At 61.2% G+C, this 12,891-nt stretch carries 10 protein-coding genes; 8 read left to right on the top strand and 2 right to left on the bottom strand.

Translation table 11 applies throughout. From position 1 onward, the window contains the following. Positions 1–55: 55 nt before the first annotated feature. Both VME63_RS17860 and VME63_RS17855 read right to left on the bottom strand, forming a co-directional pair. Positions 56–1,183, bottom strand: a complete 1,128-nt coding sequence (locus tag VME63_RS17860) for a dermonecrotic toxin domain-containing protein (protein ID WP_325434825.1) — start codon at positions 1,181–1,183, stop codon at positions 56–58. Between the two features lie 257 nt (positions 1,184–1,440). Further along, positions 1,441–1,722, bottom strand: a complete 282-nt coding sequence (locus VME63_RS17855; protein WP_325434823.1) for a hypothetical protein — start codon at positions 1,720–1,722, stop codon at positions 1,441–1,443. A 147-nt stretch (positions 1,723–1,869) separates the two neighbouring features. Between VME63_RS17855 and VME63_RS17850 the strand changes: the two genes are divergently transcribed. The 8 genes from VME63_RS17850 (at position 1,870) to VME63_RS17815 (ending at position 12,858) form a co-directional block, all read left to right on the top strand. Further along, complete coding sequence (locus tag VME63_RS17850; protein WP_325434821.1) at positions 1,870–2,640, top strand: fimbrial protein; 771 nt, start codon at positions 1,870–1,872, stop codon at positions 2,638–2,640. 64 nt (positions 2,641–2,704) lie between these two features. Next, positions 2,705–3,451, top strand: a complete 747-nt coding sequence (locus VME63_RS17845; RefSeq protein ID WP_325434819.1) for a fimbrial biogenesis chaperone — start codon at positions 2,705–2,707, stop codon at positions 3,449–3,451. Between the two features lie 152 nt (positions 3,452–3,603). Beyond that, entirely contained in the window at positions 3,604–6,258 is a 2,655-nt protein-coding gene (locus VME63_RS17840; protein ID WP_325434817.1) for a fimbria/pilus outer membrane usher protein, read from the top strand. A gap of 327 nt (positions 6,259–6,585) precedes the next feature. Next, positions 6,586–6,783 carry a hypothetical protein gene (locus VME63_RS17835; protein WP_325434815.1) on the top strand — a complete coding sequence of 66 codons (198 nt, stop codon included), beginning with the start codon at positions 6,586–6,588 and terminating at the stop codon, positions 6,781–6,783. 22 nt (positions 6,784–6,805) lie between these two features. Next, on the top strand, positions 6,806–8,926 hold the full coding sequence (locus VME63_RS17830; RefSeq protein ID WP_325434813.1) for a trypsin-like peptidase domain-containing protein: 2,121 nt from the start codon (positions 6,806–6,808) through the stop codon (positions 8,924–8,926). A gap of 427 nt (positions 8,927–9,353) precedes the next feature. Then, positions 9,354–10,802, top strand: coding sequence for a hypothetical protein (locus VME63_RS17825; protein ID WP_325434812.1), 1,449 nt, complete (start codon positions 9,354–9,356; stop codon positions 10,800–10,802). A gap of 201 nt (positions 10,803–11,003) precedes the next feature. Beyond that, positions 11,004–11,657: a hypothetical protein gene (locus tag VME63_RS17820; RefSeq protein ID WP_325434811.1), complete on the top strand. Its 654-nt coding sequence runs from the start codon at positions 11,004–11,006 to the stop codon at positions 11,655–11,657. A 112-nt stretch (positions 11,658–11,769) separates the two neighbouring features. After that, complete coding sequence (locus VME63_RS17815; protein WP_325434808.1) at positions 11,770–12,858, top strand: glycosyltransferase; 1,089 nt, start codon at positions 11,770–11,772, stop codon at positions 12,856–12,858. The last annotated feature ends 33 nt before the right edge of the window (positions 12,859–12,891 follow it).

Raw genomic sequence — 12,891 nt, 5'->3', positions numbered from 1 at the left:
AGACGCCGCCCGTTTATCAGATGCATTGTGTGCCGCTTCGACCGGACCGCAGGCGCTACATGTCTACTTCATGGCCACCGATTTCCGGCGGCGCTGCGGGTGCGACCGAAGGCGATGCGTTGAGCGCGCCGAATACGATGCGCGGCGTGGTACGACCGGCGGCTTGCGCCGGGTCGCACGGTTCGTTCTGCGTGCACGCCGCTTGCGCACGCAGTGCGCTCACGGGTACGGCCAGCTCCGGCCGCAGCAAGGCCAATGGCGCCAACGCCATACCATAGACGGCCGCCGCCGAGGCGATATTGAAAATCCGGCTGCGGTTGAGATCGTTGTGGGTGACCAGATGGGTTTTCGCATCGGCATACATGCGCACCTTTTGTCGCCGTGCAAGCGTGCGCAGGGGATCGGTCTGCGCCACCGTAACGATGGTGTGGTGCGGATCGAATGTGTCGATCGAGGAATCGTGTCCCCAGTCGTTCCAGGGGCCGGCCGTGGTGTGCGGCTGGGGCCATGCGCCCAGGCCCTTGAGCGTCTCATCCAGCCCGGCATGGAGCCATCCGTCGGGTCGGTCGGCCAGTTGGAAATGCGTCGAAAGCGCATCGCGCTTGACCTCGTTGCGCGCTTGTTCGGCCAGCCAATCCTTCATGCCATCGGGATTGTCGAATTCGTGCAAGGGTGAGGCGTTTCCCGGGATATAAAGCACGGTCTTGCGGCGGATTCGATCGGTGGCGTAAAGCAGATCCACGGCGTGGCAATCGCCCACGCGAAGCAGGCCGCTTTCACGCATACGATCGGGTACGCGATGAGTGCGCAAGTCCTCAAGCGTCAGCGTCTGCAATGCCGCATCCGGTGCCGTGCCTGCAAGGTGGGCGGCCAGCCGGCGGCCGTCATCGCTCAGGCTGTTTTCTTCGTGTTGAAGCATGGCGGCCCGTACCAGGCCGATTCTGGCCAGCAGCGGATAGCTGCTCGCGTATTCGCTCCAGAACCGATCGATCGCGTCGATATAGATCGCGGTGACGTCGGTATGCCACATCACGTGCTGAAATTGATCGAGCGAAACGCCAGCGGGCAAGGCCGTTTCATTTAGCCATCCCTGGGCATCGTCGTGGCAACCAATATCGATGCTCCACTGGTCGCTAAAGGCGCTGCGCAGCAGGAGCGATGCCAGTTGGGTGGGTGTGGGCATGCCAGCGGTCAGGGCTGCGGCGTAAGCGTCGGGCGCGCAACCGGCTGCTTGCGAAGACGCACCCTGGTCTGCGCAAGCAGCGCGCCCCATCGGTGCCGCTTGATGTGAATGGGCGGCACTTGGCGGCTGTCCGGCTGAAGATGCTGAAGCGTGCGATAAAGGATCGTGTGCAGACATGTCGGGCCCCATGGGATGAAAGGGTCGCATCATGTGGCGGCGGTGGCGAAGGCGGGTGGTTACCCGATATGTCGTGCGGATCATGTTGCCCCGTGCACAAGCATGGCCATGCCGGGCATGCGTTGTAGATACGATGCCGCCGCATGTCGCGCCGCCAGGTCCATGCATCCCAGTAGTCGCGCGATTTCGATCGCGGCGCGTCGGCGATGAATCACGTCGTAGATATGTAACGCCAACAGCCGTCGCGCCGCGTGCAGTATTCGCAACCGGTGCTCGACGAAGCCCATGGTCATGGAGAAGTTGACAGGGACGTCGCTTTTTTTCGAATGGGTTTCACGAGTGCCCAGGCGTTGATGGTTCACGTAGCGGCCTATCTTGCCCGGCAGGGATGACGGGGAGTGGCGCGGCGTTCAAGACCGCCTTGGGCGGGGCGAGCCGTTTTACACGACGGCGCTCCCGGCTCCAGAGGAAGGGGCGCGTGCATGGCACGGTCCATCCGTTCCTCGTGAGTGCGTATCGAATCCTCGATGCGATCCGCGTCGCCTGAAAGTGCTGTCGTAAACACGCCGTTAGTCGCCGGCAAGGTGTTGCCGGTCGAGCGGAACGCCACATTTTTTCGCACCGATGAAGCAAAGCATCGGTGCATTTTCAAGGTCCACGTTGAGGTGGGCGTCAACCAGTCCGTTAAAGGAGATGAAATGAAGGGCATCAAATATGCATCGGCCATCGCGCTCGCCGCGAGCGCCATGGCCATCGCTACGGTCCATGCAAACGAAATCGGAGGCGGCGTGATTACCTTCGAAGGCCAGATCGACGACAGTACGTGCTCGGTGGAAGGTGGTGCCGGCACGGAAGGCGGCATCGACGACTTCACTGTCGTTTTGGGCGGCGTCAAGTCCGGCCTGTTGCCGCGCGCAGGGATCACCGCGGGCCAGAAGGCATTCCAGGTGGTGGTGGGTGGCACTGGCCAAACCAGTTGCGAAAACGGGCATCGGGTGAGCATGTACTTCGTGCCGACCTCGCAGAAGGTGTCGGGCGAAAACGGCAATCTGGACAATAACATTGACGCCGAAGGCGACCTGGCAACGAATGTGCAGATCCAGTTGCTGGATGCCAACAAGCAACCGATCGACCTCAGGCAGTCTGAAGCGGGTCTGCAGAGCGTGGTCGTTCAAAACAACAGCGCCGCCTTGACCTACTACGCGCAGTATTTCTCCACCGGTGCGGCCACGTCCGGACGAGTCGATACCAATATCGAGTACGCCGTCGATTACAACTGATCGATAGGGCTATCCCAGTCGGCGGTGGTGCTGGCCGCCGACATTTTCCTTCTTGAGGTGATGTATGACGAACGTATGGCGCCATGCCGTCGTGCTGCTGGCTGCGCTGGCTTGCATGTGGACGGGGCGTGGCGAGGCGGGTGTTGTGATCGGCGGAACGCGCGTGATCTATCCGGGGCAGAACAAGGACGTGACGGTCATGCTTGAGAATGTGGGTAAACGGCCGCGGCTGGTGCAAGCCTGGATGAACCGGGCCGACGACAGCTCGGCCCCGGACAAGGCCAAGGTCCCCTTTACGTTGACGCCGCCGGTGTTTCGCTTGGATCCGGGCAAGGGCCAGGCCATTCGCGTGCTGTATTCGAAGGAGCCGTTGCCACAGGACAAAGAAACCCTGTTCTGGTTCAACGTGCTGGAAGTGCCGCCTAAAGCGAAAAGCGGTGACGGCGGCGTGATGCAGTTTGCCGTTCGCACGCGCATCAAATTGCTGTTCCGTCCGCAGGGTCTGCAAGGCAGCGCCGATACCGCGCCCGAGCAGCTGAGCTGGAGGATCGTGCCCGACCAGAGCGGCAAGGGCGTCGCGCTCCAGGCGAGCAATCCTACGCCGTACTACGTCAACTTTACCTATGTGGGCGTCGGTATCGACGGGCGCAACTACGAACACCCCGGTGGCGGCATGGTGGCGCCGCGAACGAGCGCCATGTTTCCCATCCCGGACTTGAACAGCCTTCCCAGCAACGACGTGAAGGCCATCTTCGAGACCATCAATGACTTTGGCGCGGTCGGCAAACATCAAAAGCCGGTCGGCCCATAACTTCCATTTACTTTATCTGCTCGCGAGCGCACCGCTGGTGTGTTCGGCACGAGTGCACAGGAGAGGCGTTCATGTCGTCAAGGAAGACTGATCCCGCGCAAGGACAGCATCCATTATTATTATTGCCGTGGCGCCGGGCGATGATCCCGGCCATGATCTTCAGTGCCCTGACGCCACGCGCGCAGGCTGCCGCGCCGGCCGATCCGGCTTCGCCGGGAAGTGCCGACCCTGTCTCGTTCGAAAGCGCGTTTCTGTCGTCCGGGACAAGCGCGAACCTCGACCTGTCGCGTTTCGAAAAACAAGGGTACGTGCCGCCGGGTACTTACCACGGCGATATTCGCGTCAACAAAAGCTGGCGCGCGCGCACCGACATCGTGCTGGTCGGCTCGCCGGACGGAAAGTCTACGCTGCCGTGCTATGACGCGTCGGCGCTTGTCAGCTACGGCATCGACCTGGGCAAGGTCGCCGCCGACAAGGCTCATCCGGCGCGCCTGGCGATGCCCAATGGCAAGTTCTGCGGCGATCTGGGCGATTACATCCCCGGCGCCACGGCCGAGTTCGATCCGGGCGAGCAATCGCTGTCGCTTTCGGTGCCGCAGATATATACGCTACGCGGCGCACGCGGTTACATCGATCCCTCGCAGTGGGATGCGGGTATCAATGCCGCACTGCTGAACTACAACGCCAATGTCTATAACGGCGGCGCGCGCGGTGCCACGCAGTCCACGGGGTATCTTGGCCTCAATGGGTCGCTCAATATCGGTTCGTGGCATCTTTATCATCTTGGCGCGTTGAGCTGGACGCGCCATACCGGCGCGCAGTACCAAACCACCTCCAATTATCTCCAGCACGACATTCCGGCGTGGAAGTCGCAGCTGGTGGTCGGCGATACGTTCACCGCCGGCGACATGTTCGACAGCGTGCGCCTGCGCGGTGTGCGCATATATACCGATACGCAGATGCTGCCGCAGTCGCTGCGCGGTTATGCGCCGGTCATCCATGGCATCGCCGAAACCAATGCGCACGTCGTAGTACGCCAGAACGGCTACATCGTGTACGACACCACGGTAGCGCCCGGCCCATTTGTGATCGACGATCTCTACCCCACCGGCTATGGCGGTGATCTGAATGTCGACATCACCGAGGCTGATGGCCGCGTGCGCTCCTTCACGCAACCGTACGCGGCGTTACCGCAATTGCTGCGTCCCGGACAGCAGCTTTGGAGCGTAGCGGCTGGCCGGGTGGATCAGGCGGGCCTCGCCGGCGACATGCCGGTCATCGGGCAGCTTACCTATCAACGCGGATTGAGCAACCTGCTTACCGGCTATGCCGGCGCGACCTTGTCCGGCGACTACCATTCGGTGCTGGGCGGCATGGCGTTCAATACGTCCTTCGGTGCCATCTCCACGGATATCAGTTACGCCGACAACCATGTTCCCGGTTCGGCCACGACGCGCGGCGTCAGTTACCGGGCCGGCTATAGCCGAAGCTTTTCCGACACCGGCACCAGTTTCAGCCTGGCCGCGTATCGCTATGCCACGCCGGGATTCGTCGGGCTGAGCGATGCCATGGCGTTGCGCACCGCGGCGGCGCTGGGCAATGTCAATTACGTGTTGCATCCGCGCAATCGCATGGACGTGACGATCAACCAGTCGCTGGGCGATGATGGGGGACAGCTGTATCTCAATGCATCCTCGCGCGACTATTGGAACAACCGCAGCCGCCAGGTCGACTTCAGCGCCGGCTACAGCAATCATTGGAAGGCGATCAGCTACAGCGTTTCGGTGCAGCGCACCCGCGATACCAGCAGCGATATCACCCAAGGCCAGGTGCTGACCAACCGCATTCCCGGTTCGCTGGGTGATTATTTCAATACGGCGCTGCAAAGCACGGTACGCGATACGCGCATCATGCTCAACATGACCATTCCGCTCGGACGCGGACCCAACCGCCCCACCTTTACCGGCTACGTCACGCATGCGGACACCTCCGGCGAGCGAGGGCAGGCATCGCTGAACGGGTCGCTGGGTGAGAACGGTCGCTTCACCTATAACGCTTCGTTGAGTCATGACGATGGCACCAACGCATCGCTCAGCGGCCAGTACAACGGCGCGCATACCAACCTTGCCAGTTCGGTCAGTTACGGCTCCGGATACCGGCAGGCGGGCACGGGTGCCAGCGGCAGTGTGGTCGTGCATGCCGGCGGCATCACGTTTGCCCCGCCGTCGGGCGATACCGTGGGCCTGGTTTATGCACCCGGCGCGGGCGGCGCGCGCGTGAGTGCCGCGGTCAATGCGCGGGTCGATGCCACGGGATACGCAGTGGTGCCCAACTTGCTGCCGTACCAGCTCAATACCGTCGAGCTCGATCCCAAGGGTGCGGCCGACAACGTCGAGCTTAAGAGCACCACGCAAAACGTCGCGCCGCGCCTGGGCAGTGTGGTGCGTCTGCGTTATGAGGTGGACACCAGCCGACTGCTGCTTATCGACGCCGCGTTGCCCAACGGCGAGCCGGTGCCGTTCGGCGCCGAAGTGCTCGACGAACACGGCAATAGCGTGGGCGTTGCAGGGCAGGCCAGCCGATTGGTGGTACGCGGCGTGGAAAAATCAGGCACGTTGACTGTGCGTTGGGGCGGCGGCGAGGACGAAAGCTGCCGCTTGAATATCTCCATACCACCGCCGGCAAAAGGCGCGCGCAACAATCGCACCCAGATTTTGCAATCCGCCTGCACGATGGCAACGAGCCCGGCAACGCAAAGGACGACAGGCGGATTCACCACCGTTCCCATCGGAGGCACGGAGCGTTGACGGTGCTGGCGCAATGGCTTTCGCGCTTGACCGTGATGCAACGCGCACCCATCGGACATGGCCAAGAAAATCGCCAGTGGCCGATCCATTGCAGGAGCTTTCAATGATGAACCTTCTATCGCGTTTCTTTCGACGGCGGCCGGAAAACGGCGTCGAGGACGCGCTTAGCCAAGTGCGCAGCCGGTTGGAGGGCTGCGTGTCCTCCACCGTGCTGGCGCAAGCTCAGGCGCGGGTCATGCGGCGCATCGGCCAAGGATGCGCGCCGGCCATGGCGGCTCAATTGGCCGTTACGTGGGCGCTCAGCGCGCATCATGCGGAGGTTTCGCCATGAGCCGCGCGTGGGTCACGCGCAGCGACCGTGCGCTGAGCAACGAGGAGCGGCTGAGTGCGTGGTGCGTGGCCATGCTGGCGCGTCACGTCGATACGTCGCGCGGGCACATCCACCAATCGTCGGCTGAGAAGCACGATGGCTTATCGAAGCTTGTGGCGTCCGATGACTTGAAAGAAGCGAAGTATCCGATGTGAACGTCAAGCAAGGAGATCACGCATGCCTGTCAACACCCATTACGTTTCGCCCCAGGTCAGCGGTGACGTTTCCGACGCGTCGCCTGCCGCCACGACGGATCGGCCATCGGCAAGCCAATCGCAGCAACCGGCCGGTGTAGTCATACAGGATTGGCCATGGAAAGAGCAGATTGCGCGACAGGATTCGGGGCGATTTGCGAGGTCCGCGACGATCCCGCCGACCTATGACCCCAACGCCTCCTATCGCCATGGCGACAGTGTCGCGATCAATGGCAACATCTATACCCCGGTAGCGTCCGGATCCGCACTGGTCAAGGGTGTTGCTCCGGAGGGTGCTGGCGCGGTGTGGGGCCGTAACCCGTGGTGGCGCAGCGGACGTGTTCAAACACGGCAGGCCACTTTGCCCCAGCAAACCGCTTCGCCGTCCGGGCAGGGCCCTTCGAAAAATCTACCCGCGCCGCCACGGGCAACCGGTACCCAAACGACTACCCCCATGCCCAGCGCTCCGCCACGTCGTGCCGTCGTCGGCAACACGCGGTGGACTTACCCGGCCGAGAGCCCTTCAAGCACGTCGATGCAGGCATCTCATCCACAGATGTACGCGCGCTCCGAAGCCGTGTTCAAAGTCAACGGCCACCCAGCCCAGGAGACGGCGTTTCGCCTCGGTCCGAACAATTTGTTCATGACCAATGCGCACGTCATCCCTACCGATCCGCGCAACACAAAGTACGAGCTGATCGCCGGCTTCGAAGATGACCCGTCGGGCAAGGGCGTCAAGACACCGGTAACGGTGCGCGTTGACAAGGTGCTTTTCCGTAGCGACCGCTACATGCCAGGCCCAGGCGGTGGCATGGATGCGGTCGTTTTTTCCATCGACCCACGCGACTACCAGAGCGGGGTGCTGAATCGATTCGGCTATCTGGGTATCGACGCCTCGCCGTTGCAATCGGGGCAGCGGGTTTACATGCCCAACCACTCCTTTGCCGGCCCCAAGCGAATCGCTTACCGCGACAGCAACGGAGCGCCCGCCACGATCGAGCGCGCAGGCACAAACCAGAACGGAAAACTCCGCTACTTCACTCATGGTTTCACGCAGGCAGGCGGAGCGTCCGGTTCGCCTGTGATCGATGCGAACACGCACGAGGTCGTGGGTCTGAATCATTCGGGCATGAACGGTGACAACCCTCCCGGCGGATCGGGTACCACCATGCATACCCTGTTTCCGCACATCGCCCATCTTTTTCCTGATGGGAAACCGCCGCAGGGGTCGCCTTTGCCCAGCGCTCAGGTCGGCCGGCGCGGCAGATCGGTCTTGCCAGACATCCATGAACGTAGCGAACCGGAGCGGGCGCGCACCGATTTCCAAACGTGGTTGAAGCACGTTGCACCGGGCTGCTGGGATGCGAGCCGTGTCTATCGCCCAGGCGATCAGGTGATTTGTGCGGGGAAGGTTTATCAGGCGCCTAACGTCGGCGGCACGCATCAAGGAGTTCCGCCAGGTACCGACGACAGCAAGTGGCTCTACCACGGCACTGTGGATGCCAATTACCGGTACTACGTCAATCATGGCGCGGCGTTGCCCCCGCAGCCCGCGGTGGGCGTGGATGCCAAGTCAGAGGCAAAAGGCGAACAGGTCGATGCACTGCATCGCCTGAGGGTTTTATTTGATGACGCGTTCGAGGACGTAGGCAATTATCTGCGCCAAACCGGTGCCCCGGGTGTCCGCGTCTATGGCGGATCGAATGCTCATGACAGGAGTGCGCTTGACTTCGATTTTGGCGCCTATGAAAAAACCCTGGCACTGGGTGAGCATCCGTTGCAACAAGGAAAGTTCGCCCAATTCATTTACTTGAGGCCGGAAGATAAACATCATCCGGACCGGATCGACCCCGATCATTACCGAGTCGTTACTGACGCCGAGAGCCTCAACATTCGTGGCAGGGAAATCGACCTGGACGCCACCACGATCGTGCCAAAGGACTGGCCCCGCTGGCAGGTGCCGCAAACCCACCCCGACTACGGCTATCTGTACGTGCCTGCGTACGAAACGATCCCGCTGGGGGTTACCGCGGAGGAGAAGAAATACGATTTTCTCATCAAGGATTCGCATGAGGGTGAATATGTCGCCCGATACGAAGGCTGATCTTGCTTGAAGCGCCCCTGCAGATGCTGGCCATCTACGCATGAGCGGCATCGATGGTCGCGCGTTTGTGTCATCGGCGAGCGGCCATGACAAATTTTACGAATGTACATAGTTAACGATGCTCGCGCCTTTAAATGCGATATCACTTGCCACAACCCATTGGCATCCAGGATGCAGGTACGCAAGGAGGTGGCACATTCAACAATGCAATAGTCGCCCACGAGTTCGTCAACGGTCATTGGCCGATCGGCCTTCGCGAGTGCGCCCGATACGCTCGGTGTGAGGGTTGATGATGGGCTGTTGATGGCGGCTTGTCTTGGCTGGAGCTTTTCGTGCTGCTGCGACGAGGCCGATGGGCGGAGATGTATCCGGTATCCCGTCAATGCGATGCCGAGGCCGATATCTGGTGGTTCTCAGGAGTTTTTTTATGTCTATAAATAACGCTGTTTATACCAATAATTTCCATTACGATGCGTACGGCCCGGTGTCGTCGTCCGGCAGCGGACAGGCTGGTGGATCGTCTGCTTCGGCAGCAACGAATTATCCGCAATCGGCCAGCTCATCGTCGGCGGCAACAAACTATCCGCAATCGGCCAGTCCATCGTCGGTGGCAGCGACTTATCCGCAATCGGCCAGTCCATCGTCGGTGGCAACGAACTATCCGCAATCGGCCAGTCCGTCATCGGTGGCAGCGAACTATCCGCAATCGTCCTTCAACGCGCAAGGCACCAGCGCATCGGCCAACGCGATTGCCGCGTGGCAGAATCAGTTTGCCCCTCACTGGAACGCCAGTCAGACCTATAAGCCTGGCGATACGGTGAGTTACGGCGATAAGGTCTATATGGCGCCCAGTGGTGCCGGCTTTTTTTCCAACGTGAAGCCAGGCACCCAGGACAGCAAGTGGCTGTCCGCCGGGAGCGTTGAAAGCAACTACAACTATCACGCAAAGCAGCAGTCGCATGCTCCGAGCTACGGCAAGCCGAGTACGCCTCATCCACAGGAGAAGCCGCACCATCATGGTCATTACCATCACCAATACCAACACCAAGGTCCAAAGGGCGAGCGAGGTCCAAAGGGCGAGCAAGGTCCGAAGGGCGAGCAAGGTCTGAGCGGCGAGCGAGGACCGAAGGGCGAGCAAGGTCTGAACGGCGAGCGAGGGCCGAAGGGCGAGCAAGGTCTGAACGGCGAGCGAGGACCGAAGGGCGAGCAAGGTCTGAACGGCGAGCGAGGACCGAAGGGCGAGCAAGGTCTGAACGGCGAGCGAGGTCCAAAGGGGGAGCGAGGTCCAAAGGGCGAGCGAGGTCCGAAGGGTGTCCACGGTCCGAAGGGCGCTCAGGGTCCGAGGGGCTACCAAGGTGACGCGGGTCCGGCCGGACATTTGACGGACAAGGACATGCTGAAGGTTTTTGCAGTGGGTGCCATCGGCGGTTATGTCGGTGCAAAAGGCGGCCACGTCGTATCTGGCCTCAAGGGTGTGGTGCACAACGCCGTCCAGTGGGCGAAGGGTTTCGTACCAGGCACCACCGCGGCAGACCAGGCGGCGGTCGAGCATGACCTTGATGCATTCATCAGTAAGCCCGGCGTGCAAACGATTTACGGCAGGCCCGCCGTCAATCAAACCACTGTAACGCCCAACAACCCCGTCACCTTGCCGGTTGGACCCAACCCCCCGCTGTACACGCCGGTGTACAGTCAGGTAGCGCAAACGAAGCCGCAAAATCTCGGCGCAGGTCAATGGCCGCCGAACCGTCCGCAGCCTGGTCCGTCAAACAGCACTACAGCACAAACGGCACCGCTGCCCTATGGCTACCAGTACCTGGCCAACGCAGGTCAATGGGTATCCTACAGCCCAGATCGCAGGCAAGGGGTGCATTGATGGTGCGATGAAAATCGCAAGCATATCGATGCCATAAGGCGATGGCCTGCAAGGAGCGGTTACTCATTTGCAGACCATCGTGTCCACCATCGATATAACGTAAAGGCGGCGACCCGCCGGCCATGCCGGCGGGCGCGAAATACATCGCGCCATCGCCGCAAAAATCGGTAGTCACCATGGATGACGTGTCAGGAGTGAAATATGGATATGAATGGTCTCAACGGTTTTCCCAGTCACGGTTTGCCTAGCCAGGATCAGGGGGCGACGTATAGCGCAGCCGATGTGGACGGCGAAAATGCCGTCCAACCATCGCAGGTGCAATCGAACGATCCGCCCTTCGCCGATCCGGGCAATGAAACCGGTTCGAATGTGATAGGCGAGACGACGCAGGTGTTGCAGTCTCTGCTTCAATTTGTCTCGGGTGCTTTGTCGCGCATGCAATCGATCCAGCAAAGACAGGCGCCATCGCATGGCTCGGCGGCGGGGAATGCGCAGGGCGCGAGCGATTCGGGCGATGCAAGTGATGCGAGCGATGCAAGTGATGCGAGCGATGCAAGCGATGCAAGCGATGCAAGCGATGCAAGCCAGTCGGCTCAACCGCAAGCCCGTGTTTCGCGTATGCAAGGCGCAGGCGAGGCCAATCAGCCATCGGCGGCGCAGCCACGCGAAGCGCCTTCCACCGGTTCGGGTCAGGAGGGCGGTGCCGGCGGCGGCCAGCAGGATCAAGCCGGCATGCTCAAGTTTGCGCAAGTCCTGCAGTCGTTGCTCAGCTCGCTGCTCAGTGCCATTCCGTTCGTCGGTTCGGCATTGAGCTCGGTTACCGCAAACATTGGAAAGTCCGCGCATAGCAGCTGATCGCCGGCGTCTTGGACAAGTCGCCTAACATGGACGGCACGGCTGATCGTTGCCAGTGCCGTTTCCATGCCTCATCGTCAAGGAATGACCTATGGCAAGTATTGGTTTGTGCATGATTGTTCGCAACGAGGCGCCGGTGCTGGAGCGCTGCCTTGCCTCGGCGCTGCCGTTGATCGACTACGCCTGCATCGTCGATACGGGCTCCGATGACGATACGGAGGCCGTTGCCCGGCGCTTCTTTCAAAAGCACAGCATCGACTGCGACGTCTATCGCGATACGTGGCGCGATTTTGCCAGCAATCGAAACTTGGCGATCGAATGGACGCGCCGCCGCAAGGACGTCGATTATTGCCTTGTTTTGGACGCGCATGACGTGATTCACGTCGATGCCGCATTCGATGCGCGCAGGTTCAAGGAGCAGATGTGGTTCGATGTGTACGATGTGCGTTTTCGCCATGGCGATACCGAGCATCGCCGGCCGGCCTTGTTCGAAACCCGGCTGGGCTGTTACTACCGGGGCAAGGTGCATGAATTTTTGGTATTGCCCGCGCAGGTGACGCGCAGCGACGTCGATGGTTTTCACCTGCATACGGTGCAGGATGGCGCGCACCATCGCGATCCGGAAAAGTATCTGGACGATGCCCGCGTCATCGAACAAGCCATGCAGGAAGAGACCGATCCCTTCATGCTGTCGCGCTACAGCTTTTACCTTGGACAATGCTACATGCGCGGCGGCGACCTCAAGCGGGCCATTCGCGCTTTCTACATGCGGGTGCGCTATGGCGGCTGGGAGCAGGAGCTGTTCGTCAGCTTGTTGTGCATTGCCCGCATCATGGTGCAGCTCGGTTACCGCGAGGAGCGTGTGATGCATGCCTACTTGCAAGCCTGGGCCGCGTGCCCGAAACGCGCCGAGCCGCTCCATGACCTGGCGGTCTATGCGCGCAAAAAGCACCAGTTTCACTGGGCGCGGTTGTTTGCCGGGCAAGGCATGCAGCTGTCCAAGCCCACCGAAGGCCTGGCCATCGAAAGCGATGTCTATGCCTACAAGTTGATGGATGAGTACGCCATCGCCGCGTATGGCTGTGGCGATTACCCGGCATCGCTCGATGCCTGCACGCACCTGCTCAAGGCCCAGGCGTTGCCGGGAGCGGAACGGGAGCGTGTGGTGGGCAATGCCAGCATTGCCCTGGCGCACCTGTGATGGTGGCGCCCGGTATCGGTAGGGTTGGCGTGG

The organism is Dyella sp. (assembly GCF_035503745.1).
Taxonomy (GTDB): Bacteria; Pseudomonadota; Gammaproteobacteria; order Xanthomonadales; family Rhodanobacteraceae; genus Dyella_B.
This window is presented reverse-complemented; position numbering and strand designations above follow the sequence as displayed.